Raw genomic sequence first — 25,322 nt, 5'->3', positions numbered from 1 at the left:
AGCGCATTCCTGACCGGGCGCCCGCACCACAGGACCTAGCCTCCCCAAGGGCCGGCACCGGAACATTCCGGCGTCCGGCCCTTGGTCTTTAGTCACGTAGAATTGAGGCACTATGGCGAAATCCCCTGACTCCAGCAACTCCGCTCCGGCGGGCTCCAGCGCGGTGAAGCGCGGTCTCTTCTCCCGCAAGCCGAAAGAGCCGAAAGCCAAGAAGCCCAGCCGGCTCAAGCAGATCGGTGAAGTTTTCACCATGACGCGCCGCCATGACCCCATGGTGCCGTGGCTGATGCTGCTGGTTTTCCTGGGCGTTGTGGCTGTCAGCTTCCTGGTGGGCTTCTGGCTGGACAATTGGATTACCGGCCTGATTATCGGCGTCCCGCTGGGCCTGCTGGGTGCCACGTTCATCCTCTCGCGGCGTGCTGAGCGCGCCGCCTTCGCGCAGATCGAAAACCAGCCGGGCGCGTCCGGCGCTGCCCTGGGCACGCTCCGCCGCGGCTGGATTACCGAGGAGCAGCCCGTCGCTGTCAACCCGCGCACCCAGGATGCCGTCTTCCGCGCCATCGGCCGCCCCGGCGTCGTACTGGTCAGCGAAGGCCCCTCGCACCGGGTGAAGCCGCTGCTGGACGCCGAGCGCAAGCGCCTGGCGCGCATCCTGCCCAACGTCACCGTACACATCATTGAAAGCGGCCGCGGCGAAGGCCAGGTGCCCCTCAACGAGGTGGCCAGGAAGATGGGCAAACTCAAGAAGGAACTGACCAAGCTTGAGGTGAATGCCGTGTCCAAGCGGATCGCTTCGCTGGGCAACCGCCTCCCCATCCCCAAGGGCATCGACCCGTACAAAGCGCGTCCCAACCGCGGACGCTAGGTTTTGAACCCGCCCCGGTTCCGGCTATGGCCGGCAGCCGGGGCGTTTTCTTTGCAGCCCTTGTGGCAGGACAGGATATTTTTATGACCTTAAGGAACGCAGTACTCCGCGCCTTCCGGATCCTCGCCGTCGCGGAAGCCTTTAGCTGGGCGGCGCTCCTCATTGGCATGTACTTCAAGTGGGTTGCCGGCACCACGGAGATCGGCGTGCAGGTGGCGGGGCCCATCCACGGAGCCCTGTTCGTTGGCTATGGCGTTGCTGCCCTCGCCCTCTGGCGGCTGCAGCGCTGGCCGTTTCTGGTGGCTGTCCTCGCAGGCATCTCGGCCGTTTTTCCGTTCGCCACCATCCTGTTCGAACGGTGGGCGGACAAGCGGAACTACCTCAGCACTGCCGCAACACGGGGTCCCCTGGCAGCCAGGGAAACCAGCCGCGTGTAACGCGGCCCCCGTCTACAGGGCGTCATCGAGCGATGCGTGGAAGGCCCTCCAGGCTTCGCCCGCAGGCAGAGCTTCCCCTGCCGCCCCTAGCGCCGGATCAGCAGGGTATTCATCGCCTTGTCATGCAGGCCCCTGTGATCCGCGTCAAAAATGACTGCCGGGATTACCAGGCACAGCAGCACGGACCTCACCAAGGCGGCCAACGGTCCAGGTGCGCCCCCGCCGGCCCTCACCACGTGGATTCCCATGAGACGGTGTCCGATGCTGTAGCCGAGCGTTCCGATAAGGAGAATCTGTTCGACGGCGAAGATCGCCAAAGTGGCCCAGGAGTTGCCCGCGAACGCAAAGTTACTGATCAACAGCGCAATCCCCCAGTCGATCATGATCGCCACGATCCTGCGGCCTGCCCGGGCGATGGAGCCCGGTCCCGACTCCGGCAGGCCCAGTCGCTCCCCCGGGTACTTCGAGATGCCGGAGGTGTCAGGGCCGGAAAGCCAGGAGCCGATGTCTTTGCGATCTACCACCGTCCAAGCTTAGCGAAGTCCGGGCGCCCATACTGTGGAAGCGGTTAGACCAGACTGTGGACAGAAGATAGCGTTGCCTTAGCAGGGCATTCTGTAACCTGCCCGAAACAATGTGGACACGGACGGGAAATGCCTCGTCCATAGGCTGTTACCAGTTTCGAGCGAATCCCCCGGCAGGAAATCAACTTCAGGGAAGCACTGCGCTGTTTCCCCTCCCCGGGTTGCGCTGGACCAGATGGCTTACACGCCAGATATTACATATGCGTTAGGAGCATAGATGTTCAAGACTGCGGACGAAGTCCTCAAGTTCATCAAGGACGAAGATATTAAGTTCGTCGACATCCGTTTTACCGATCTTCCGGGCGTCCAGCAGCACTTCAACGTTCCCGCCAAGAGTGTTGACGCTGACTTCTTCATCAACGGCCAGCTCTTCGACGGATCCTCCATCCGCGGCTTCCAGGGCATCGCAGAGTCGGACATGCAGCTCATCCCGGACGTCACCACGGCGTTCCTGGATACCTTCCGCATGGAAAAGACCCTCGCCCTGAACTTCTCCATCGTCAACCCCCGTACCGGTGACCCCTACCACCGTGACCCCCGCGGCGTTGCAGAGAAGGCCGAGGCCTACCTGGCCTCCACCGGCATCGCCGACACCGCGTTCTTTGCTCCGGAGGCAGAATTCTTCGTCTTCGACAACGTCCAGTACCAGTCCTCCCCGCAGGGCAGCTTCTACAAGATCGACTCCGAGGAAGCCCACTGGAACACCGGCCGCGAGGAAGAGGGCGGGAACCTGGGCTACAAAACCCCCGTCAAGGGCGGCTACTTCCCGGTTTCCCCCACTGACAAGCAGGCCGACCTGCGCGACGCCATGTGCGTGGCCCTGGACGAGGCCGGCCTCGAGGTCGAGCGCAGCCACCACGAAGTGGGATCCGCCGGCCAGGCTGAAATCAACTACAAGTTCACCACGCTGACGCACGCTGCAGACGACCTGCAGAAGTTCAAGTACGTCATCAAGAACACCGCGGATGCCTGGGGCAAGTCGGTAACCTTCATGCCGAAGCCGGTGTTCGGTGACAACGGTTCGGGCATGCACTGCCACCAGTCGCTGTGGAGCAACGGAGAACCGCTGTTCTACGACGAGAAGGGCTACGCTGGCCTGTCCGACACCGCCCGCTGGTACATTGGCGGCCTGCTGCAGCACGCCTCCGCCGTCCTGGCCTTCACCAACCCGACGGTGAACTCCTACCGCCGCCTGGTCAAGGGCTTCGAGGCTCCGGTCAACATGGTCTACTCGCAGGGCAACCGCTCCGCCGGTATCCGTATCCCGATCACGGGCACCAACCCCAAGGCCAAGCGCATCGAGTTCCGCGCCCCGGACCCCTCCTCCAACCCGTACCTGGCGTTCGCTGCCCAGCTGATGGCCGGCATCGATGGCATCCGCAACCGCATCGAGCCCCCGGCACCGATCGACAAGGACCTTTACGAGCTCCCCGCGGAGGAAGCCAAGGACATCCCCAAGGCACCGGGTACCCTCGAGGAAGCCCTGGAGGCCCTGCGTGAGGACAACGAGTTCCTGCAGGCCGGCGGTGTTTTCACCCAGGACCTGATCGACACCTGGATCGAGTACAAGTACGAGAACGAGATCCGCCCGCTGTCCCTGCGCCCGAACCCCTACGAGTTCGAGCTCTACTACGGCGTCTAGTCTTTACAATCCAAGACTGCGAAGGCGGCCACCGGACACTCCGGTGGCCGCCTTTTGCATGCCCGCAGGAGCACGTCCGGCTCCGACGGAGTTGGTGTCAAAAAGTGGAGGCCCGGCTCCTGACGTGCTGAGACCGGGAGCCGGACCCCCTGACGAATGCCCCCCGAGACGAAGACTGTTCGAGCCTTCCCCCCAACAAGGTTGAAGAACACCGCCAATCCACATGATCGGGCAATCGCTTTGTTAGCGCAAACGGCCCGCCGCAGCCGTTACGTCATTGTGGCCCAAAACTGCGGAACATCACCCGCTGGGGCCCGGCGGAGCCTCCGGCGTATCGGCCCCGGTCCCTGAAGCCCGCCCGGCGGTAGGCGGACAATCCGGCCGGGTTCGCCTCATTGACGGAGAGCACGACGCCGGTCTCCCCGCCGCCGTGGCGGACGGTCAGTCTTCCAGCGGCCGCCACAGCGGCGGCAGCGGCCAGCGGGCCCAGCCCCCTGCCCTGTTCCCGCCTGTCGATCAGGAAACCCCGCAACAGCCAGGCCGAGTGGTCATCCGGCCACCCCGCCAAACGTGCTGCTCCCGACTGCAGCGTCAGCACGCCGACAGCGCGGCCCGCAGACTCGATCACGTAGGGCCGGCGCCCCTTTTCAGCAAGTCCCGCGAGGACCATCCGGAGCGGGTCCCCGACATATCTGTCCTGTCCGGGACCCAACTCAAGATCAGCAACGGCTCCGAGCTGGACCGCCCGGGCGTCGGCGTCGAGGTCCCGGAGCGAAATGAGCCACACGGTGGAATCCATCACTGCCCGTAGAAAACCCGTTCGAAAACTGCCCGGGCGCGCCGGCTGACGCGCAGGTAGTCCTCTTCCAGGGCCGTGGCGTTACCGGGCTCGTAGCCGCACCACCGCGCCACCGCTTCCAGGTCCCGCCGCGAGGATGGCAAAAGATCCGAGGCCTTGCCGCTCCAGATCACGTTTGCGGACCTGATCCTGCTCGCCAGCCGCCAGGCCTGGGCCAGGAGATCGGCATCGTTCCGCTCCAGCAGGCCTAGCCCGGCCGCCGCTTCCAACGCCGGCACAGTTGAAGTGGTCCGCAGTTCAGGGTGCTTCCCCGCGTGCTGCAGCTGCAGCAGCTGGACCAGCCATTCGACGTCGCTAAGTCCTCCCCGGCCCAGCTTAAGGTGCCGTGCCGGGTCGGCGCCGCGGGGAAGGCGTTCCGATTCCACCCGTGCCTTGATCCTGCGGATCTCCCGCACATCCTGCTCAGAGACGGCTTCCGGATACCGGATAGGGTCGATGAGGGCAATGAAATCAGAGGCCAGTCCGTCGTCACCGGCCATGGGGCGCGCCCGCAGCAGTGCCTGGGCCTCCCAGATCAGTGACCAGCGCCGGTAGTACTCGGCGAACGAGTCCAGGGACCGGACCATGGCGCCGTTTTTCCCTTCCGGGCGCAGGTCCGCATCCATCTGAAGGACCCGCTCGGCCATGATCGCGGGCTTCAGCGGCTGGGTCAGGAGCGTGGAGACCTTGGCCACGATCCGCGCCGCCTGCTCCTGCGCCTCCGCCTCACTGAAGCCAGGACGTGCCCGGTGCACGTACATCACGTCGGCGTCCGAACCGTATCCGATCTCGCGGCCGCCCTGGCGTCCCATGGCCACCACCAACACGGCGGTCTTGAGCGGGATTCCGGCGGAAACTATGCCTTCGGCCACCCGCAGGGCGCCAAGAACGGCGGCGCGGTCAGTGTCCGCCAGGGCGGCTCCCACCTGGGCCTGGGTCAGCAGTCCTGCGGAGTCAGCGACGGCAACGCGAAGGATCTCACGGCGGCGGATCAGGCGGATGAGGCGCATGGCGCTCTCCGGATCCTCATGCCGTGACATCTTGGAGACGATCTCCTGCCACTGGGCCTCGAAGCTGACGGGCACCAGGTCCCTGTCATGGCCCAGCCAGGCCACGGACTCCGGCGACACCTCCAGCAGGTCAGCAATGAGGCGGGAATTGGAAAGCATGTGGCAGAGCCGCTCCGCGGCAGCATTGGAGTCCCGCAGCATGCCCAGGTACCAGTGCGTGGTCCCCAAAGCCTCACTGACGCGCCGGAAGGCAAGGAGCCCGGCGTCCGGGTCAACCCCTTCGGCCAGCCAGTCCAAAAGGATCGGCAGGAGCTGCCGCTGCAGCGCAGCCCGCCGGCTGACCCCGGCTGTCAGCGCCTCAATATGACGCATGGCGCCCTTCGGATCCCGGTATCCCAAGGCAGCCAACCTGCCTTGGGCAGCCTCCGGCGTCAGCCTGGCGTCTTCGCTGCTGAGCCTGGCTGCCGTATTGAGCAGCGGCCGGTAGAAGATCCGTTCGTGGAGCTCGCGCACCGATCGTTTGGTCTTCTGCCAGGCGGCGAGCAGCGCATCCGGGTGCGGCCGCTCATTGGAGAACGGGCCCAGTACCGCCTTGGCCAGCGCCCTGAGCGCCGGTTCCGCCACCGGCATGAGATGGGTCCGGCGCAGCTGGAACAGCTGGATGCGGTGCTCCAGCAGGCGCAGGTACCGGTAGGCGTTGTCAAAGGCAGCAGCATCCGAACGGCCGATGTACCCTCCGGCAGACAAGGCAGCGATGGCAGAGGTGGTGTCGCGCCGCCGCAGGGTCTCGTCCGCTTTGCCGTGGACGAGTTGCAGAAGCTGGACGGTGAACTCAACGTCCCGCAGGCCGCCGCGGCCCAGCTTGATCTGCCGCTGCTCCTCGGCGGCAGGAATGTGTTCGGTGACGCGTCGCCGCATCGCCTGGACGGATTCCACGAAGCCGTCCCGGCTGGCTGAACTCCAAATCAGGGGCGCCACGGCCTCTTCATAACGGCGGCCAAGGCCTGCGTCCCCGGCGATGGCACGCGCCTTCAGCAGCGCCTGGAACTCCCAGCTTTCAGCCCACCGGGCATAGTAGGATTCGTGCGAGGCGAGGGTGCGTACCAGCGGCCCGGATTTCCCCTCCGGCCGGAGGTTTGCATCCACTTCCCACAGGCCTGGCTCGCGGGCCACGGAAGAGATGGCCCGTGAGATCCCGGTGGCCAGGGCAGTACCGATGGTATTTGCGTGCGCATCCTCCAGGTCACCTGGGTCCACCACATAAATGACGTCGACGTCGGAGATGTAGTTCAGCTCGCGGGCTCCGCACTTGCCCATGCCAATCACGGCGAGGCCCACTTCGGCCACGTCCCCGGCGCCGTACTGCTCCGCTGCCTCAGCACGCGAGACCGCGAGGGCTGCCTCGACGGCCGCCCCTGCAAGATCTGCCAGTTCCCCGCCCACTGCCGGGAGGAAGTCCAGAGGATCGGCGGCGCACAGGTCCTTGACGGCGAGGTCCACCACTCCCCTGCGGTACGCCGTGCGCAGGGCCTCGTAAGCTGCCGTTCCTGCCAAGCCGGCCACCGGCCGGGCCGCACGCGGATCGGCGCCCACCGAGCGCAGGAGGGTCTCGCGCAGTTCCGCCGGATTGGCCTGCAGCGGCTCGGGGCTGACTCTGACGCGGAAAGCCTCCAGATGCTCAGGGTGCCGGATCAGGAACTCCCCAAGTGCCTCAGAGGCTCCGAGAACGCGGTACATCGGCTCGCTCGTGTCAACGTCCGAAGCAGCCAGTTCGCGGAGGTCCGGATGCTTTTCGATCAGGCGGACCAGTGACTGGAGGGCGGTGTCCGGGCTGGCCGCCATCTGCAGGCCCGCAAACAGCCTGTCCTGGTCCAGCCCGTCAAGTTCGGGGGCGGAGAGGAACCGCTCGCCCTTCTCCAGGTCACTGAAACCGGCCGCGATAAGGCGCCGTGCCAGACTCACGCCCGCCTCCTACAGAATGGCGAGGTTGCGTTGCAGCTCGTAGGGCGTCACCTGGAGCCGGTAGTCCTGCCACTCGGCGCGCTTGTTGCGCAGGAAGTGCTCAAAAACCTGCTCGCCCAGGATCTGGGGCATCAGTTCCGAGTCTTCCATGGTCCGGATGGCGTCGTGGAGGCTTGCGGGCAGGGGGTCGTGGCCCATTGCGCGGCGCTCAGCGGAGCTGAGCGACCAGACATCATCCTCCGCTGCAGCCGGAAGATCATAGCCTTCCTCGATGCCTTTCAGGCCGGCGCCGAGCAGGACCGCGTAGGCAAGGTAGGGGTTTGCCGCGGAATCAATGCCCCGGTACTCGATCCGGGCGGACTGGCCCTTGCCCGGCTTGTACAGGGGCACCCGGACCAGGGCAGAGCGGTTGTTGTGGCCCCAGCTCAGGTAGCTCGGAGCCTCGCCGCCACCCCAGAGGCGCTTGTAGGAGTTCACGAACTGGTTGGTCACAGCGGTGAATTCCGGCGCGTGCTTGAGGATGCCGGCAATGAACTGGCGGGCCGTCTTCGACAGCTGGAACTCCGCGCCGGCCTCATAGAAGGCGTTGGTGTCCCCCTCAAACAGCGAGAAGTGGGTGTGCATGCCGGACCCTGGGTGGGCCGTGAACGGCTTGGGCATGAACGTGGCATAGGTGCCCTGCTGGAGGGCCACTTCCTTGATGACGGTACGGAACGTCATGATGTTGTCCGCGGTTTGGAGGGCGTCGGCGTACCGCAGGTCGATTTCGTTTTGCCCCGGGCCGGCCTCGTGGTGGCTGAACTCCACGGAGATGCCTACCGATTCCAGCATGGTGACGGCCGTCCGACGGAAGTCCTGGGCAACGCCACCCGGAACGTGGTCGAAATAGCCGCCCTCGTCCACCGGCACCGGCGCCCCGTCCGGCCCGGGCTCCTGGGATTTCAGGAGGTAAAACTCGATTTCCGGGTGGGTGTAGCAGGTGAAGCCCATGTCCGCCGCCTTGGCAAGGGTGCGCTTCAGGACGTTCCGGGGGTCCGCCGCGGACGGTTCACCATCCGGCGTCAGGATGTCGCAGAACATGCGCGACGTCTGTTCCGTCTCGCCGCGCCAGGGCAGGATCTGGAAGGTGGAGGGATCCGGCTGGGCGAGCATGTCCGACTCGAACACGCGGGCCAGGCCTTCAATGGCGGAACCGTCGAAGCCCAGGCCTTCCTCGAAGGCACCCTCGACCTCAGCGGGGGCGAGGGCCACGGACTTGAGCGAACCCACGACGTCGGTGAACCACAGGCGCACGAAACGTACGTCGCGCTCTTCGATCGTGCGCAGGACAAACTCTTGCTGGCGGTCCATGATGGCCTCTTTTCCGGTCAACGTCCATGCTCCGGGTCCGCAGAGGGGACGCCGGCAGCAGTTCACCAACACTGTACTAAGCATTCGCCGCCGATGCTGGAGCCTGCTGCCTGCGTAACACAGCATTAACACCGCGATACCAGGATTTGCGGTGTCCCGCCCGCCCCTTCTGCGCTCTAACCCTCTTGGCAGGAGGTCCGGCATTAGCCGCCCGGCTTCTGCCGGGGGACAGCCCGTTATGACCCTAATCACCACCTGGCCCTGCTGCTGCCGGTAGCTAGGACGGCAGGTACCGCACTACGCTCATGCCATGGCCTCCAGCAACAGCTCCGACTCCAGCATGTCCGCAGATGTCCCCGCCCCGTACGGCAACGGGCCAGGCCGGGCACCTGCCCCTGGAGCTGCCTCCGCACCGGAGCCGAAGCCGGCCAAGGTGCGCATCCACCACCTGCAGCAGGCCAAGAAGGACGGAACCAGGTTCGCGATGCTCACCGCCTATGAGCAGTACACAGCAGAGATTTTCGACGCCGCCGGCATCGAAGTGCTCCTCGTGGGCGACTCGGCATCCAACAACGTCTTCGGCAACGAAACCAGCCTGCCAGTGACAGTGGACGAGCTGCTGCCCCTGTGCCGGGCCGTGGCGCGGTCCGCCAAGCGTGCCCTGGTGGTGGCAGACCTGCCGTTCGGCAGCTACGAGGTGTCCCCCGGGGAGGCCGTCGCCGCGGGCGTCCGGTTCCTCAAGGAGGGCGGGGCGCACGCTGTCAAAATCGAGGGCGGAAAGTACTATGCGCCAACCGTGGAGGCCATGGTACAGGCCGGCATTCCCGTGATGGCGCACATCGGCTTCACACCGCAAAGCGAGCATGCGCTCGGCGGCTACCGCGTCCAGGGCCGCGGCGACGACGCCCAGAGGCTGATTGACGACGCCGTGGCGCTGGCGGAAGCCGGCGCATTCAGTGTGCTGATGGAAATGGTTCCAGCAGAGACTGCTGCCGCCGTGGATGCGGCCGTGACCGTTCCTACCGTGGGGATCGGCGCCGGCAAGGAAACCACGGGCCAAGTACTCGTCTGGCAGGACATGGCAGGACTCCGGGGCGGTCGGATGGCCAAATTCGTCAAGCAGTACGCGGACCTGCGCAGCACCCTGCTGGACGCGGCCACGGCCTACGGCGAGGATGTCAGGTCAGGCCACTTCCCCGGCCCCGAGCACTCCTTCTAGCGGCAGCACGCCGGCTTTCAGCGCAGCACCCGGCGCCGGGATAGCCTGCCCTGCCTGTCGTCAGTCGTCGTCGTCCTTTTCCCAGGCCTCATTGCGCGCCCTGACCTTTTCCAGGGCGTGCTCGGCCTCTTCCCTCGTCTTGTAGGGGCCGATGAGCTGGCTCCAGTCGGACAGCCGGTCTTCTTCGATCTCGTGCGTCCTGATGTTGTACCAGTACTCAGTCATCGTTGCTCCTCGTTCCGGCAGGCGGGGAAGCAGCGGCGTGATCCGCGTAACTTAAATTCTTACGCCGATCCCGCGCGGCCTCCGGTTGTTAGGCGTTCTGGAGTGCCTTATATGATCAATCTATGCCTTCCCTTGCCTCCACTGCACCCATCGGCTCCCTCACCCCGGGAACCATAGGTCCGCAGCGTCCCGTCCCGGCGTCCATCCCGCGGCCGGAATACGTCGGCAAGCCCGCACCGGCGAAGTTCACCGGTTCGGAGGTCAAGTCCCCGGAAACGATCGAGAAGATCCGGATCGCCGGGAGGATCGCCGCCCAGGCGATTGTCGAAGTGGGCAGGCACATCAAGCCGGGTGTCACCACAGACCAGCTTGACAAGGTGGGCCACGAATTCCTCCTTGACCACCATGCCTACCCGTCCACCCTTGGCTACCGGGGCTTCCCGAAGTCGCTGTGTTCCTCGCTGAACGAGGTCATCTGCCACGGGATCCCGGACAGCACGGTGGTCCGGGACGGCGACATCCTCAACATCGACATCACCGCCTACATCAACGGCGTGCACGGCGATACCAACTACACCTTCCTGGTGGGCGACGTGGACGAGGAATCAAGGCTGCTGGTGGAGCGCACCCAGGAGTCGCTGAACCGGGCCATCAAGGCCGTGGCCCCCGGTCGGGAGATCAACGTCATCGGCCGGGCAATCCAGTCCTACGCCAAGCGCTTCGGTTACGGTGTTGTACGTGACTTCACCGGGCACGGGGTGGGTGAAGCCTTCCATACCGGGCTCATCATCCCGCATTACGACGCCGCCCCTGCCTACAACACGGTCATCGAGGCCGGTATGGTCTTCACGATCGAACCCATGCTCACCCTGGGCACCGTGGAGTGGGACATGTGGGCCGATGACTGGACCGTGGTCACGAAGGACCGGAAGCGTACCGCCCAGTTCGAGCACACCTTGCTGGTCACGGAGTCCGGCGCGGAGATACTCACCCTGCCCTAGCCTGCACTGGTGACCAGCCCGATGGACTGATCACCGCTTTACCCACCACCGGTACCCACCGGACATCGATTCCGGCCGGCCGCCCGGCCGCCGCTCCCCTGCCCGCCCCTGCCACGAACGGAAACCCATTGGCCAAGAAGGACGAGAAATCGCAGAAGAACGCCCCGCTGATCGGCATCGACATCGGAGGCACGGGAATCAAGGGCGGCATCGTCGACCTGAAAAAGGGCAAGCTGCTGGGTGAGCGGTTCCGCGTACCCACCCCCCAGCCGGCCACGCCTGAGGCTGTTGCCGAGGCAGTGGCGCTGGTGGTTTCCGAGCTTTCTGCCCGCCCGGATGCACCTGCTGCCGGCTCGCCCGTAGGCGTCACCTTTCCCGGCATCATCCAGCACGGCGTGGTCCACTCCGCAGCCAACGTGGACAAGAGCTGGCTCAACACCGACATCGATGCGCTCCTGACCGCCCGCCTGGGCCGGCCCGTGGAAGTCATCAACGATGCCGACGCCGCGGGACTTGCGGAAGCCCGCTACGGCGCAGGCGCCGGCGTCAAGGGCACCGTCCTGGTGATCACGCTGGGCACCGGCATCGGTTCAGCCTTCATCTTTGACGGCAAGCTTGTTCCCAACGCTGAATTGGGACACCTGGAGATTGACGGCCACGATGCCGAGACCAAAGCCTCCGCTGTTGCCCGGGAGCGTGACGGGCTTTCCTGGGAAGAGTACAGCGTGCTGCTGCAGCGCTATTTCTCCCACGTGGAATTCCTGTTCTCGCCCGAACTGTTCATCGTGGGCGGCGGCATCTCCAAGCGCGCGGACGAGTACCTGCCGAACCTCAAGCTCCGGACACCCATCGTTCCGGCAGTCCTTCGCAACGAGGCCGGCATCGTGGGTGCCGCCATCGAAATCGCATTGAAGCACAAACTCGCAAAGTAGCCGTCTCCGCCCGGCGCCCGTGACATCAGTATGGCCACGGGCGCCAGGCGCGGTACCGGCACGGTTCCAGGGTGGCCAGTGGTGGCTGCGGCTTCCCCTCCGCAGCCGCCACCGGAGTCTACAGGGGACTTTTTTCGGTGTTCCTGGTGCCCTTGGCCGGAACAGCCTGGGCGTCTTCTTCCTGACGGAGCAAGGCTATGGCAGATTCGAAATCCTCCAGGGATTCAAACGCCTGGTAAACGCTGGCAAAGCGCAAGTAGGCAACCTTGTCCAGCTTCTGCAGCGGACCAAGGATGACCAGGCCCACCTCGTGGGCGTCAATCTCGGCTGCGCCGGAGGAACGGATCTGCTCTTCAACCTCCTGCGCCAGCAGCGCAAGGTCATCCTCACTCACGGGACGTCCCTGGCAAGCCTTGCGCACACCGTTGATCACCTTGCTGCGGCTGAAAGGCTCGCCCACGCCCGACCGCTTGATCACGGAAAGGCTGGTGGTTTCCACGGTGGTGAACCTGCGGCCGCACTCCGGGCACTGTCGGCGCCGGCGGATGGCGGAGCCGTCATCCGCCATGCGGCTGTCAACCACCCGCGAATCGGGATTGCGGCAGAACGGGCAGTACATCTCCGCCTCCCCTCCTCTGTGATCGTCCAGGCAGTATCGCCTGTGGGGCGGTGGGCCATTGTTGTTCTTGAGTCGTTGTCCGGGCAGAACCCTTGCGCCTCTAAGTTTACGTCCCCGCAGAGGGTAACAACAAGCGTGTAATTACCACATGTTGTGGTTACCGCTACTACATGTCGGCTTTGGAAGGCTTTCTCAAGCGAACCTGGCCGTCACGGCATCACCGTGGGCCGGTAGATCCTCGGCTCCGGACAGGGTGACGATATGCCCGCTGACTTCGGCCAGCGCGTCGCGGCTGTAGTTCACCACCTGGATGGCGCGCAGGAAGGTGGTCACGTTCAGCCCCGAGGAAAACGCTGCCGTACCGCTGGTGGGCAGGACGTGGTTGGATCCTGCACAGTAGTCGCCCAGGCTGACCGGGCTGAAGTCGCCCACAAAAATGGCCCCCGCGTTCCGGATCCTTGCGGCGACACCGGGAGCATCGGCGGTCATGATCTCCAGGTGTTCCGCAGCGTAGGCATCACACGCGGCGATGCCCTGCTCCAGGCTGTCCACCAGCACCGCTCCCGACTGCGGTCCGGACAGCGCTTCACGGACACGGTCTGAATGCCTGGTGGCTTCGGCCTGCCGCCCGAGCTCGGCCCGAACCGCGGCCGCGAGCTCCTCAGAGTCGGTAATCAGTACCGAGGCCGCCTTGGGATCATGCTCCGCCTGGCTGATGAGGTCGGCGGCAACCAGGCGCGGCTGCGCCGTGGCGTCGGCAAGGATGGCAATCTCCGTGGTGCCTGCCTCGGAGTCGATCCCTACCACGCCCTTCACCAGGCGCTTGGCCGTGGCCACGAAAATGTTCCCCGGACCAGTCACTACATCCACGGGCTCCAGCGCCGGACCCGCTTCCGTTGCCGCAGCCCCGTAGGCGAAAGCCGCAACAGCCTGGGCGCCGCCGATGGCATAGACCTCGCTGATTCCCAGCAAGGCAGCGGCGGCCAGGATGGTGGGGTGCGGCAACCCGCCGAACTCTTTCTGCGGAGGGGAAGCCAGGGCAATGGATTCGACTCCGGCCGCAAGCGCCGGAACAACGTTCATCACCACTGAGGACGGGTAGACGGCAAGGCCACCAGGTACGTAGAGGCCCACCCGGCGTACCGGCACCCAGTTCTGGCTAACTACGGCACCGTCACCGAGCTGGACGTCCACGTTCCGGGGACGCTGGCTGTCGGCAAAGCGGCGTGCCCGGCTGATGGATTCCTCCAGCGCGCGGCGGACGGACGGGTCCAGCTCCTCCAGCGCGGAAGTCAGTGCCTCCCGCGGAACCAAGGGGTGGTCCTGCTGCACACCGTCAAAGCGGAGGGCCAGTTCGGCCAGCGCCCCGAACCCGCGCCGCCGGACGGCGGAGATGATGTCCAGGACCTTTTCCTCAGCGTCTGCCACCGTATGGCCCTGGGCGCGCGGCACTGCCGCGCGGAGTCCCGCGAGTGTCAGGTTTTGGCCACGCAGATCCACTGTGCGGAAATTTACGACGGCGGCGGCTGGGGTGGCGGTATTCTGCGGGGAAGTGGTCACTGGTCTATTTTACGGGCCACGCCGCGGCATCCTGCGACTGGTGCCCGCCGGCGTCGGGCTTCTTGCCCAGGAGGGCGAACAGCTCCAGCGCAAAAACCGAGACGGCAGTGGCGGCCGGCCACAGGAGCAGCACGGGCCAGGCCCGGAGCGAAAAGGCGATGCTGGCGTTGGCAGACGCATCCACTGCCGGCCCCCACAGCCCGGCGGCGAGCACTCCTGACTGCCAGGCAAGGACAGCACCGCCGAAGGCTCCCGCCAGTGCCATCACCAGCTGCGCCCGCGAATCCCGGTGCTTTGTGTCCGCGACGATGACGGCCAGGATGCACCCGGCCAGCACCAGCAGGCCGGCCAGCGTCAGGTCCCGCGGCAGCCATACTGCCGGATTGGTTCCGGCGCCGAGGGCGGGGTCCCGGGTAATCGCGTTGAGGCCGCCCGGAGCGAGGACCCACCACAGGATCCCGAGCGGGATGCCCGTCGATGCCGTCACCGCAAGTGTTGCCCAGGGCAGGCGCGGACGGGTGCTGCGGCGGGGCTTCGTCATGCAACAAACCTTAACAAATGTTCCGTCCGCTCAAGGCCCCGAGGCGGGTCTGCCGCTGGTTCATCCTTGGCGGAGCTGACCCAATACCCTTGAAGGTGAGCATTCATCCAGTCGTTCCACCCCCAGGAGTTTCCGTGCCAGATAATGACGTGCCGTTCGAGCGGACGTTCAGGGAGATGTTTCGGCGCCATGCTGCCGGCGTCGCCATCATCACGGTGAACTATAAGGATGAGCCCTACGGCTTCACGGCCACATCCGTGGCGTCGCTCTCGGCAAAGCCGCCGCGCTTTACCTTCAACATGGCCCGCAGCTCCAGGTCCTGGCCGGCCGTGGCCAACACCACCTACCTGGGCGTCCATATGCTGGGCCTTGAGAACCAGGAACTTGCGGATAAGTTCGCACGTCCCGGGAACCGGTTCGAGGGCGACCACTGGGAAATTGGCCCCCATGGCGTGCCGGTGCTCAAGGACGTGGCCGGTTGGCTGATCGGCGAAGTGCAGATGCGCCTGTCCTTCGAGAACAACGCGGTGGTGGTGGTCCAGGTGATCGACGGCCAGGTGGGCGGCGAAGGCTCACCGCTGCTGTACCACGGCGGCAGCTATGGCCAGCCTGTGCCGCTCGACTACGAGATTTAAGAGTCTCCACGCGGAGAACCGCGGACGACGGCGTAACGTGCCGCCCGTCGTCGTCCGCAGCTCGTCAGGCGTCCAGGCAGGCGGGGCCGAGCAGCACCTTCAAGTCACCGAACAGCGACGGGCTGGGGTTCACGCGGAGATGGACCGGCAGGCCCATGATCTCCGTGCGGGTGTCGCCCTGGAGGTGCAGTCGCACCTCGGAATTTCCGCGGTGTGTCCGGAGCACGTCGCCGAGTTCTGTGACCACGGCCTCGGTTGCCTTGTGCGTTGGCATGGTGATGACCAGCGGGCCGTTCAGTCCTTCGCTGAGGTCCGGAACTGACAACTCCATGCAGTTCAGGGTGATGGCGCCGTCGTCGCGCTTCTGCAGCCGTCCCTTCACCACCACGATCAGGTCCTCGGCGAGCACGGAGGCAATGGGGCCGTAGACCTGGCCGAAGAACATCACTTCCATCGACCCGCCCAGGTCCTCCACTTCGGCGCGGGCATATGCGTTGCCGCTGGCCTTCGCGATGCGCCTGCTCAGGGAGGTGATCATCCCGGCGATGGTGATGATGGCGCCGTCCTGCGGGCCGTCCTCCCCCAGCACGGAGGTAATGCTCATTTCCGCGTGCTGGCTCAGCAGCCCTTCCAGGCCCTGCAGCGGATGGTCCGAGACGTACAGTCCCAGCATGTCCCGTTCGAAGGACAGCTTGTCCTTCTTCTCCCACTCCGGCAGGTCCGGGATCTCAATGCTGAGCGAGGACTCAGATTCAGCCTCCTCGAAACCGGCGAAGAGGTCAAACTGTCCGATCGCTTCATTCCGCTTGAGCGTGATGACGGAATCGATGGCTTCTTCATAAATCATGGCCAGCGCGCGGCGGTGGTGGCCCAGGGAGTCGAAGGCGCCGGACTTGATCAGCGACTCAATGGTCCGCTTGTTGCAGACCACCGCCGGGACCTTCATCAGGTAGTCCTTGAAGGACGTAAAGGCGCCCTCGCTTTCACGGGCTGCCACCATTGCCTCCACCACGTTGACGCCCACGTTGCGGATCGCGCCCATGCCGAAGCGGATGTCATTGCCCACCGGTGTGAAGTTCAGGGCGGATTCGTTGACGTCCGGCGGCAGCACGGTGATGCCCATCCTGCGGCACTCGTTGAGGTAGATGGCCGACTTGTCCTTGTCGTCGCCAACGGACGTCAGGAGCGCGGCCATGTACTCCGGCGCGTAGTGCGCCTTGAGGTAGGCAGTCCAGTAGGAAATGACGCCGTAGGCTGCGGAGTGCGCCTTGTTGAAGGCGTAGTCCGAGAAGGGCAGCAGGATGTCCCAGAGGGTTTTGACGGCCTCCATTGAATAGCCGTTGTCCTGCATGCCCTGCGAGAACCCGGCGAATTGCTTGTCCAGTTCCGATTTCTTCTTCTTGCCCATGGCACGGCGGAGGATGTCTGCCTGGCCCAGCGAGTAGCCGGCGAGCTTCTGCGCAACGGCCATCACCTGCTCCTGGTAAACGATCAGACCGTACGTTCCACCGAGGATTTCCGAGAGCGGTTCCTCCAGTTCGGGATGGATGGGAATGACTTCCTGGATGCCGTTTTTTCGGAGTGCGTAATCGGTGTGGGCGTTGGCGCCCATGGGACCGGGACGGTACAGCGCAAGCACCGCGGAAATGTCTTCGAAGTTGTCCGGCTTCATCAGTTTGAGCAGGGAGCGCATGGGCCCGCCGTCGAGCTGGAAAACACCCAGCGTGTCGCCACGTGCCAGGAGCTCATAGGACGCCGGGTCGTCGAGCTCAAGCTTTTCGAGGTCCAGGTCGATGCCGCGGTTCATCTTGATGTTTTCCAGGGCGTCGGAAATGATCGTCAGGTTCCGCAAGCCCAGGAAGTCCATCTTGATCAGGCCCAGGCCTTCGCAGGTGGGGTAATCGAACTGCGTGATCACCTGGCCGTCCTGGATGCGGCGCATGATGGGGATGACGTCGATGATCGGGTCCGAGGACATGATCACACCGGCGGCGTGGACGCCCCATTGGCGCTTCAGCCCTTCGATGCCCAGCGCTGTCTCGAACACCTTGGCCGCTTCCGGGTCCGTGCTGATCAGCTGGCGGAAGTCGCCGGCCTCGCCATAGCGCTTGGCTTCCGGGTTTTGGATGTCCGCCAGCGGAATGTCTTTGGCCATCACAGCCGGCGGCAGCGCCTTGGTGAGCTGTTCGCCCATGCTGAACGGGTAGCCCAGCACGCGCGAAGAGTCCTTCAGCGCCTGCTTGGTCTTGATGGTGCCGTACGTGACGATCATGGCCACGCGCTCGTCGCCGTACTTGCGCGTCACGTAGTCGATGACTTCCGGGCGGCGCCGGTCATCGAAGTCGACGTCGAAGTCGGGCATGGAGACGCGGTCCGGGTTCAGGAACCGCTCGAAGATGAGTCCGTGGCGCAGCGGATCCAGGTCGGTAATGCGCATGGCGTACGCCACCATGGAGCCTGCACCGGAACCACGGCCGGGACCTACCCGGATGCCGTTGTTTTTGGCCCAGTTGATGAAGTCCGCCACCACCAGGAAGTAGCCGGGGAAGCCCATTGAGGTGATGACGCCCAGTTCGTAGTCGGCCTGTGCCCGGACATTGTCCGGAACACCGCCCGGATAGCGGTACTCAAGCCCCTTGGCCACTTCCTTGACCAGCCATGATGTCTCATCCTCCCCGGGCGGGCAGGGGAAGCGGGGCATGTAGTTGGCGCCGGTGTTGAAGGACACTTCGCACCGTTCGGCGATCAGGAGGGTGTTGTCGCACGCCTCGGGGTGGTCGCGGAACAATTCCCGCATCTCCTGCGGCGACTTGAGGTAGTAGCCACTGCCGGAAAAGGCGAAGCGGGACCCGCCGTTGTCGTAGGTGGGCTCCAGGAGGGTGGAGCCGGACTGGATGGCCAGCAGTGCCTCGTGGGCCTTGGCATCGTGCTCGTGGGTGTAGTGGAGGTCATTGGTGGCGACGAGGGGAAGGTTCAGCTCCTTGGCGAGCCGCAGCAGGTCCCCTGTAACGCGCCGCTCGATGTCCAGTCCATGGTCCATGAGCTCGCAAAAGTAGTTCTCTGCTCCAAAGATGTCACGGAACTCCGCGGCCGCCTCCAGCGCCTCACGGTACTGGCCCAGCCGCAGCCGGGTCTGGATCTCGCCCGAGGGGCAGCCGGTGGTGGCGATGAGCCCCTCGGAGTAGGTGTTCAGCAGCTCCCGGTCCAGCCGGGGCCACTTACCGAAAACGGCGTCCAGCGAGGCGATCGAGGACGCCCGGAACAGGTTCCGCATGCCCACGTTGTTGTAGCTGAGCAGGGTCATGTGCGTGTAGGAACCGCCGCCGGAGATATCGTCCTTGCGCTGGTGTTCCTCACCCCAGCGCACACGGCTCTTGTCGCCGCGGGCCGTCCCCGGCGTCACATAAGCTTCAACCCCGATGATGGGCTTGATCCCCTTGTCGGTGGCCTTCTTCCAGAAGTCGAAGGCCCCGAAGAGGTAGCCGTGGTCCGTGGTGGCGAGTGCCGGCATTCCCAGCCGCTCGGTCTCGTCGAACAGCTCTCCAAGCCTTGCTGCGCCGTCCAGCATGGAGTACTCGGTGTGGGTGTGGAGATGGACAAACGAGGCGTTGCTGGAAGTCACCGCACTATTCTATGCGCCGCCCTGGCTCACCCATGCTAGGCATGCCCGGACGCGAGCACGTCCAGGGCAAACGCCAGATCCTGCGGGTACCCGCTGGTGACACGGACAGGCTCCCCTGTCACGGGATGGTCGAAGCCGAGCTCGCGGGCGTGCAGCCACTGCCTCGTCAGCCCGAGGTTCGCAGCCAGCCGGGGATCCGCGCCGTAGGTCAGGTCGCCTGCGCAGGGGTGCCGGAGCGCGGAGAAATGAACACGGATCTGGTGGGTGCGGCCCGTCTCCAGGTGCACTTCCACCAGGCTGGCCTTGCCGAAGGCCTCAATCACCTCGTAGTGCGTAACGGACGGACGCCCATCCTCGATCACGGCGAACCGCCAGTCATGGCCCGGATGCCGGCCGATCGGGGCGTCAATCGTCCCCACCAGCGGATCCGGCAGCCCCTGGACCACTGCATGGTAGACCTTGTCCACGGTGCGTTCCTTGAAGGCACGCTTCAGGCCCGTGTAGGCCCGCTCGGACTTTGCCACCACCATCACGCCGGAGGTTCCGACGTCGAGCCGGTGGACAATGCCTGCCCGCTCCGGCGAGCCTGACGTGGAGACGCGGTAGCCGGCACCGGCCAGGCCCCCCACCACCGTGGGTCCCACCCACCCGGGGGAAGGGTGGGCGGCAACGCCGACGGGTTTGTCGACGACGACGAAATCCTCGTCGTCCAGCAGGATCTTCAGGCCTTCCACTACTTCCTCCACGACCTCCAGCGGGTCACGCCGTTCCGGCATGTTGAGCTGGAGCACATCGCCTGCCACCAGCTTTGCGGACTTGCCCAGTGCAGTGCCCCTGCTGAGCACGTGGCCCTCCGCCAGCAGCGAAGCCGCAAGCGAACGTGAAATGCCCAGCAGCGCCGCCAGGCCCGCGTCCGCCCTGGTTCCCCCGTAGTCGTCGGTGACGAGAATCCGCTCATGCATCCTTTGGCTTCTCCTTGGGTTCCGAGGCGAGCCGCTTTCCGTCCAAGGTGATGCCGCGAAGGGTCAGGATGCAGATGATGGCCACGGCTGAGACCACTGCTGAATCGGCAACGTTGAAAATTGCGAAGTTCGGCAGCTGGATGAAGTCCACCACATGCCCCATCCCGAAGGACGGTTCCCTGAAGAGCCGGTCCGTGAGGTTGCCCAGTGCTCCGCCGAGCAGGAGCCCAAGCGACAGGGCCCACCAGGCTGATCCCAGCTTGCGGACCTGGAAGAGGATGGCCACAGAGACGGCGGCCATGATGATGGAAAACACCCAGGTGACGTTTTCGCCGATGGAGAATGCCGCGCCGGAGTTCCGGATGAAGTACCAGTGCAGGAGTGGCGGGAACACGGGGATCCGCTCACCCTCCACCATGGTGGAGGTGACCCAGAGCTTGGTCAGCTGGTCCAGGACGTAGGCGAACAGTGCGAACCCTGCGAAGACGGACAACAGCACCGCCCGGCGTGGACGCGGTGAAGGTGGGACAGGGCGTGCGGAATCCGCAGCGAGTTCGTCGGTCATGGTGCTTTCATTCGTATAGCCGGAGTCAATGCCAAAAGCCGGCGGCCGAGGAATCCTCAGCCACCGGCTTTCAGAATACGTGTTTGACGGATTAGTTGGCTTCGCTGACTTCCGGGGTAGCCACTGAACCGCGGGCATCCAGGTCGCGCAGCTGGCCTTCGATGTAGGCCTTCAGGCGTGAACGGTAGTCGCGCTCGAAGCCGCGGAGCTGCTCCACCTTGCGCTCCAGGACGGATCGCTGCTGCTCGAGGGCACCGAGGATCTTGCGGGACTTCTCCTGCGCGTCGTTGACCAGGCTGCTGGCTTCGATCTGCGCTTCGGCGATGATCTTGTCCTTCTGGGCCTGGCCGTCGGCGATATGGCGGTCGTGCATCTGCTGTGCCATGGCCAGCAGGCCGGCAGCGGATTCGGCAGAAGGAGTGGCGACGGCGGCAGGGGCGGCTGCGGGTGCCGCGGCGGCAGGAGCGGGCTGAACTTCCTTCTTCTTGGCAGCTTCAGCAGCCTTGGCGTCGGCTTCGGCCTTCTCGCGGGCCTCGTCCTTGTCGGCCTTGACGGGCGAGGGGACCTTTTCCACGACGGGAGCAGCAGCCGAGCTGGCAGCAACGCCGGAACCGGCTTCGGCAAGCTTCTTGCGAAGTTCGTCGTTCTCCTGGTTCAGGCGGCGGAGTTCAACGACGATCTCGTCCAGGAAGTCATCAACTTCATCCTGGTCGTAGCCCTCACGGAACTTGGTCGGCTGAAAGCGCTTGTTGACAACGTCTTCTGGCGTCAAAGCCATCTGGTCACCTCACTGGTCTGGTTAGTCAGTAGGCCTTCCGGCCGTCAAAACTACGGTACCTAAATTTGGTCTGGTTACTCTAATTCAACACTGCGGTGTCAAACGCGAGTTTTCTTCACTTCACAGTAGCTGTTCCCGGACGGGTCCACCCTGCGCTGCTAGGCTGTTTCGGGGTAAATCAGGCGAGGCCCCTGGTAATGCTCATTGCGATGCTTACGGCAATAAACAGGATCAGGAAACCCAGGTCCAGGGAAATGCCGCCCAGGCGCAGGGGCGGGATCAGCCGGCGCAGCACCTTCAACGGCGGATCGGTGATCGAGTACACGGCGTGGGCCACCACCAGGGCAATCCCGCGCGGCCGCCATTCCCGGGCGAACATCTGTACCCAGTCGAAGACCAGCCGGACGATCAGGGCAACAAAGAACAGAAGCAACGCGAGATAGACAAGTCCGAATGCGATTCCCATGTCTAACCCAGTATCTCCAAGTCCGTGTTTCCCGCGGCATCCTGCCGCTGTGTTTCGTCTATTTCAGCACAGATGCCAAGCAGGTGTCCCTGCCTGGCATCTGTGTACCATCCGTTGTTCAGCTTTGGTTGAAGAAGCTGGCCTGCGTCTCGCTGGCTTTTTTGTCATCGCCGATGACTTCAACGTACGACGGCGACAGCAGGAAAACTTTATTGGTGACCCGTTCAATGCTCCCACGGAGTCCGAACACGAGGCCCGCGGAAAAGTCCACGAGGCGCTTTGCGTCCGCCTCCCCCATGTCCGTGACGTTCATGATCACGGGAATGCCGTCCCGGAAGCTCTCGCCGATGAGCTTGGCATCATTGTAGGAGCGCGGGTGGATGGTGGTGATCTGGCGGAGTCCGCTGGTTTCTTCGCGGCTGGAAGCCGCACGCTTGATGGGGGTCACTGGGGCGCGGTATTCCTCTTCGGGGGCGTGGGTCGTTTCGCGGCTGACCTCGCGGACGGGTGCGGGTGCACGGCGTTCCTCGCGGTCAGCTTCCATCGTTTCGTCCTCATCCTTACGTGTGGTCTGTTGCTCGGACTCGTAATGCTCATCGCCGTCGGCGAGCCCAAGATAGATCATTGTCTTGCGCAGAGCGCCGGCCATGGTCGACTCCTAATCGTGTCCCGTAAGCGGGCCGCCCAATGACTTGACAGCACTGGAGTCCCCCGCCCATCACTTCCAACAGGTCCGACGCTACCCCACGGCGGGACGCGATCCGAGAATATCGGAACCGATTCGCAGGTGTGTCGCACCGGACGCTATGGCCGCTTCCAGGTCCTGGCTCATGCCTGCGGAGATGGCTGTGGCACCGGGGTGCTGCGCAACCAGGCGCGCCGATACTCCGGCAAGCTTCTCGAAGGCGGGCTCCGGCGGCGCTCCGAGCGGGGCGACCGCCATGACGCCGGCAAGGCGCAGGCCTTCGGCGCCCGCTATCCTGTCTGCCAGTTCCGGCACGTCCGATGGCATGGCTCCGCCCCGATGGGCACCGGCGTCGTCCTCCAGGCTGACCTGGATGAAGCATTCCAGCGCAGCTTGCCCTGTGGCCTCCTGCCGGTTCTGCATGGCCTTGGCCAGGGCGTCCACAAGTTGGGGCCGGTCGACCGAATGGACAGCTGAGGCGTAGCGGACCACGGACCTGGCCTTCTTGCTCTGCAGCTGGCCCACAAAGTGCCAGGCGAGCCCACAGCCGGCAAGTTCCTTGGCTTTCGCGGCGGCTTCCTGGTCCCTGTTCTCGCCCACGTCCGTGACTCCAAGCGACGCCAGCCGCCTAATGTCCTCCGCCGGATGGAACTTGGTGACCACAATCAGGGTGGGGAGCCTGTCAGCGCGCCCTGCTGACGCCGACGCAGAGCTGATCCGGAGCCTGACTGCAGCCAGCCGCTCCGCCAGCTCTGCTGTGCGGGCGTCCCGAGTTGCGCCATCAGTCATGGCACCAGACCACCCCGAGGAAACGGCCCGTTTCCTTGCTGCGGCGGTAGGAGTACAGCGAGCCAGTCTCCAAAGTGCAGGGCCCCGTGTATTCCACGTCAACGCCGGCCCGCTCCAACTGGCTGACGGCGCCGGCGGGCAGGTCCAGTCCGGGAGTTCCCCAGGAGGTTGTGGACCGCGCGGCGGGCACCGACGCGGCCACCTCGTCGCGGAGGGCGGCCGGCACCTCGTAGCAGCTGCCGCAGATGGAAGGACCAAGCCATGCGCGGATGCCCGATGCTCCAAGGGATTCCATAGTGCTGACGGCGGACGGTATCACTCCCCCTGCCACCCCCGGGCGCCCTGCATGGACGGCGGCCAGGATCGGACCCGCCGCCGACTCACCCGCGAGCAGGACCGGAATGCAGTCTGCGACCATGACCGCCAGAGGGAGACCGCGCGACACCATGGCGTCAGCTTCCGGTGTCCCGCTCCCCCGCTCCATGACCGCAACGGTGGTCCCGTGGACCTGGTTCATGAAGCGGAGGCTGCGTGGTTCGACCCCGAGGGCATCTTCGAGCTGTTCCCGGCGCCGACGCACCGCAGCAGGGTCGTCCCCGACGTGCAGTGCCAGATTACCGGCGCGGTTGTCAGTGAACGCGGCCGACACCCCGGGAAGGATGTCGGCGCGCCAATGGAACACGCCCGGGCCTACTTCAGGAAGTCGGGAACATCCAGGTCATCCGAGTGGGCGCCGGTGAGGTCAGGCTCCACTACGGACGGAAGGTCCACATCGAAGCCGGAGTCGGCCGGAACGGCGGACGGACGCTGCTGACCCCAGTTGCTGAGGCCCGCCGCGCCAACACCGGCGTGGACCGGCTGGGCGTTGACCTGGTGGTTCCCTGCAGAGGGGGCCTGGGCCGGGGCCGGGGCAGCAGTCGGGGCGGCAGGCCGCTGGGGTGCCGTCTGGGGCTGCGACTGGTCCATGGAGGGCGAAGTGGCCTTTACGTCGTCGAAGCCGGCGGCAATGACCGTCACGCGGGCCTCGTCGCCGAGGGCGTCGTCGATCACTGCGCCGAAGATGATGTTCGCCTCGGGGTGCGCCACTTCCTGAACCAGGCGTGCGGCCTCGTTGATCTCAAACAGGCCGAGGTCGGAGCCGCCCTGGATGGACAGCAGCACGCCGTGTGCACCGTCGATGGAGGCTTCCAGCAGTGGGGAGGCGATGGCCAGTTCGGCCGCCTTGACCGCACGGTCCTCGCCGCGGGCAGAGCCGATGCCCATAAGCGCGGAACCTGCACCCTGCATGACGGACTTGACGTCCGCGAAGTCCAGGTTGATCAGGCCCGGGGTGGTGATGAGGTCGGTAATGCCCTGGACGCCGGAGAGCAGCACCTGGTCGGCGGACCGGAAGGCGTCCAGGACCGAGACGTTGCGGTCGCTGATGGACAGGAGGCGGTCGTTGGGGATCACGATCAGCGTGTCCACCTCGTCCCGAAGCGCATCGATGCCGGCCTCGGCGGAACCGGCGCGGCGGCGGCCTTCGAACGTGAAGGGACGGGTGACCACACCAATGGTCAGCGCGCCAAGGGAGCGGGCGATACGGGCTACGACGGGAGCACCGCCGGTGCCGGTGCCGCCGCCTTCGCCGGCGGTCACGAACACCATGTCGGCGCCGCGGAGCACTTCCTCGATCTCGTCCGCGTGGTCCTCGGCGGCCTGCTTGCCCACCTCCGGGTTGGCGCCTGCTCCCAGCCCGCGGGTCAGCTCGCGTCCCACGTCGAGCTTCACGTCCGCGTCGCTCATGAGCAGGGCCTGGGCGTCGGTATTAATGGCGATGAATTCAACGCCTCGGAGGCCGACCTCGATCATGCGGTTGACTGCGTTCACGCCACCGCCGCCGATGCCGACGACTTTGATGACGGCCAAGTAATTCTGCGGAGCTGCCACGTTACGTGTCCCTTGTTCGTGTCTTATTGCGAAAACTGATGGAGAGCTTGAAGCCAGCAACCTTAACCTTCGGGTTGAAGGTTATAGTTATGTCAAGTAACTCATG

At 65.0% G+C, this 25,322-nt stretch carries 24 protein-coding genes; 7 read left to right on the top strand and 17 right to left on the bottom strand.

The features are described from left to right. The first annotated feature begins 112 nt into the window (after positions 1-112). Positions 113-865, top strand: coding sequence for a DUF4191 domain-containing protein (locus FDW81_RS15225; protein ID WP_138135064.1), 753 nt, complete (start codon positions 113-115; stop codon positions 863-865). 83 nt (positions 866-948) lie between these two features. Then, a complete protein-coding gene (locus tag FDW81_RS15220; protein ID WP_138135063.1) occupies positions 949-1,302 on the top strand; it encodes a DUF3817 domain-containing protein in 354 nt (117 codons plus the stop codon). 86 nt (positions 1,303-1,388) lie between these two features. On the opposite strand, the gene FDW81_RS15215 is transcribed toward FDW81_RS15220, so the two are convergent. Beyond that, on the bottom strand, positions 1,389-1,826 hold the full coding sequence (locus tag FDW81_RS15215) for an RDD family protein (RefSeq protein WP_138135062.1): 438 nt from the start codon (positions 1,824-1,826) through the stop codon (positions 1,389-1,391). Positions 1,827-2,103: 277 nt separating this feature from the next. On the opposite strand from FDW81_RS15215, the gene glnA (FDW81_RS15210) reads away from it, so the two are divergent. Continuing rightward, complete coding sequence (glnA, locus tag FDW81_RS15210; protein WP_138135061.1) at positions 2,104-3,528, top strand: type I glutamate--ammonia ligase; 1,425 nt, start codon at positions 2,104-2,106, stop codon at positions 3,526-3,528. Positions 3,529-3,802: 274 nt separating this feature from the next. Here the strand turns inward: glnA (FDW81_RS15210) and FDW81_RS15205 are convergent, their stop codons facing one another. From FDW81_RS15205 to glnA (FDW81_RS15195), 3 genes are read right to left on the bottom strand one after another with little or no spacing between them, the layout of a single operon-like run. Further along, positions 3,803-4,327: a GNAT family N-acetyltransferase gene (locus FDW81_RS15205; RefSeq protein WP_138135071.1), complete on the bottom strand. Its 525-nt coding sequence runs from the start codon at positions 4,325-4,327 to the stop codon at positions 3,803-3,805. Beyond that, positions 4,327-7,338 (bottom strand): bifunctional [glutamine synthetase] adenylyltransferase/[glutamine synthetase]-adenylyl-L-tyrosine phosphorylase, encoded by a 3,012-nt coding sequence (locus tag FDW81_RS15200; RefSeq protein ID WP_138135060.1) that lies wholly within the window; start codon positions 7,336-7,338, stop codon positions 4,327-4,329. The genes FDW81_RS15205 and FDW81_RS15200 overlap by 1 nt, the downstream gene beginning before the upstream one ends. 9 nt (positions 7,339-7,347) lie before the next feature. Further along, the gene (gene glnA, locus FDW81_RS15195; RefSeq protein ID WP_138135059.1) at positions 7,348-8,688 is read right to left on the bottom strand and encodes a type I glutamate--ammonia ligase; all 1,341 of its coding nucleotides are present in this window, start codon (positions 8,686-8,688) and stop codon (positions 7,348-7,350) included. A gap of 310 nt (positions 8,689-8,998) precedes the next feature. Here glnA (FDW81_RS15195) and panB point away from each other — a divergent pair, with 310 nt between their 5' ends. Further along, positions 8,999-9,907 carry a 3-methyl-2-oxobutanoate hydroxymethyltransferase gene (panB, locus tag FDW81_RS15190; RefSeq protein ID WP_138135058.1) on the top strand — a complete coding sequence of 303 codons (909 nt, stop codon included), beginning with the start codon at positions 8,999-9,001 and terminating at the stop codon, positions 9,905-9,907. 60 nt (positions 9,908-9,967) lie between these two features. On the opposite strand, the gene FDW81_RS15185 is transcribed toward panB, so the two are convergent. Then, positions 9,968-10,132, bottom strand: a complete 165-nt coding sequence (locus FDW81_RS15185) for an SPOR domain-containing protein (RefSeq protein ID WP_138135057.1) — start codon at positions 10,130-10,132, stop codon at positions 9,968-9,970. Between the two features lie 122 nt (positions 10,133-10,254). On the opposite strand from FDW81_RS15185, the gene map reads away from it, so the two are divergent. Both map and ppgK read left to right on the top strand, forming a co-directional pair. Continuing rightward, complete coding sequence (gene map / locus FDW81_RS15180; RefSeq protein WP_138135056.1) at positions 10,255-11,133, top strand: type I methionyl aminopeptidase; 879 nt, start codon at positions 10,255-10,257, stop codon at positions 11,131-11,133. Between the two features lie 128 nt (positions 11,134-11,261). Beyond that, positions 11,262-12,065 carry a polyphosphate--glucose phosphotransferase gene (gene ppgK / locus FDW81_RS15175; protein ID WP_138135055.1) on the top strand — a complete coding sequence of 268 codons (804 nt, stop codon included), beginning with the start codon at positions 11,262-11,264 and terminating at the stop codon, positions 12,063-12,065. Between the two features lie 118 nt (positions 12,066-12,183). On the opposite strand, the gene nrdR is transcribed toward ppgK, so the two are convergent. From nrdR to FDW81_RS15160, 3 genes are all read right to left on the bottom strand, one after another. Then, complete coding sequence (gene nrdR / locus FDW81_RS15170) at positions 12,184-12,684, bottom strand: transcriptional regulator NrdR (protein WP_138135054.1); 501 nt, start codon at positions 12,682-12,684, stop codon at positions 12,184-12,186. A gap of 192 nt (positions 12,685-12,876) precedes the next feature. After that, on the bottom strand, positions 12,877-14,244 hold the full coding sequence (gene hisD / locus FDW81_RS15165) for a histidinol dehydrogenase (RefSeq protein ID WP_138135053.1): 1,368 nt from the start codon (positions 14,242-14,244) through the stop codon (positions 12,877-12,879). Between the two features lie 4 nt (positions 14,245-14,248). After that, positions 14,249-14,785: a hypothetical protein gene (locus tag FDW81_RS15160; protein WP_138135052.1), complete on the bottom strand. Its 537-nt coding sequence runs from the start codon at positions 14,783-14,785 to the stop codon at positions 14,249-14,251. 134 nt (positions 14,786-14,919) lie between these two features. Between FDW81_RS15160 and FDW81_RS15155 the strand changes: the two genes are divergently transcribed. Then, on the top strand, positions 14,920-15,420 hold the full coding sequence (locus FDW81_RS15155; RefSeq protein WP_138135051.1) for a flavin reductase family protein: 501 nt from the start codon (positions 14,920-14,922) through the stop codon (positions 15,418-15,420). Positions 15,421-15,484: 64 nt separating this feature from the next. Here the strand turns inward: FDW81_RS15155 and dnaE are convergent, their stop codons facing one another. The 9 genes from dnaE to ftsZ form a co-directional block, all read right to left on the bottom strand. Beyond that, entirely contained in the window at positions 15,485-19,042 is a 3,558-nt protein-coding gene (gene dnaE / locus FDW81_RS15150; protein ID WP_138135050.1) for a DNA polymerase III subunit alpha, read from the bottom strand. Positions 19,043-19,077: 35 nt separating this feature from the next. Continuing rightward, positions 19,078-20,004, bottom strand: coding sequence for an RluA family pseudouridine synthase (locus FDW81_RS15145; RefSeq protein WP_138135049.1), 927 nt, complete (start codon positions 20,002-20,004; stop codon positions 19,078-19,080). Next, positions 19,997-20,569, bottom strand: a complete 573-nt coding sequence (gene lspA, locus FDW81_RS15140; RefSeq protein ID WP_138135048.1) for a signal peptidase II — start codon at positions 20,567-20,569, stop codon at positions 19,997-19,999. The genes FDW81_RS15145 and lspA overlap by 8 nt, the downstream gene beginning before the upstream one ends. Positions 20,570-20,660: 91 nt before the next feature. Next, a complete protein-coding gene (locus FDW81_RS15135; protein WP_138135047.1) occupies positions 20,661-21,347 on the bottom strand; it encodes a DivIVA domain-containing protein in 687 nt (228 codons plus the stop codon). Positions 21,348-21,525: 178 nt separating this feature from the next. After that, positions 21,526-21,813 carry a YggT family protein gene (locus FDW81_RS15130; protein WP_138135046.1) on the bottom strand — a complete coding sequence of 96 codons (288 nt, stop codon included), beginning with the start codon at positions 21,811-21,813 and terminating at the stop codon, positions 21,526-21,528. Between the two features lie 118 nt (positions 21,814-21,931). Beyond that, a complete protein-coding gene (locus FDW81_RS15125; RefSeq protein WP_138135045.1) occupies positions 21,932-22,462 on the bottom strand; it encodes a cell division protein SepF in 531 nt (176 codons plus the stop codon). Between the two features lie 90 nt (positions 22,463-22,552). Beyond that, entirely contained in the window at positions 22,553-23,287 is a 735-nt protein-coding gene (locus FDW81_RS15120) for a YggS family pyridoxal phosphate-dependent enzyme (protein ID WP_138135044.1), read from the bottom strand. Beyond that, a complete protein-coding gene (locus FDW81_RS15115) occupies positions 23,280-23,969 on the bottom strand; it encodes a polyphenol oxidase family protein (protein ID WP_138135043.1) in 690 nt (229 codons plus the stop codon). The genes FDW81_RS15120 and FDW81_RS15115 overlap by 8 nt, the downstream gene beginning before the upstream one ends. A gap of 8 nt (positions 23,970-23,977) precedes the next feature. After that, positions 23,978-25,216: a cell division protein FtsZ gene (gene ftsZ, locus FDW81_RS15110; RefSeq protein WP_138135042.1), complete on the bottom strand. Its 1,239-nt coding sequence runs from the start codon at positions 25,214-25,216 to the stop codon at positions 23,978-23,980. Positions 25,217-25,322 lie beyond the last annotated feature (106 nt).

Origin of the sequence: Pseudarthrobacter sp. NamB4, assembly GCF_005796185.1 — a bacterium.
Taxonomy (GTDB): domain Bacteria; phylum Actinomycetota; class Actinomycetes; order Actinomycetales; family Micrococcaceae; genus Arthrobacter.
Note: the sequence above shows the minus strand (reverse complement) of the source record. Positions and strands in the feature narration are given on the sequence as shown.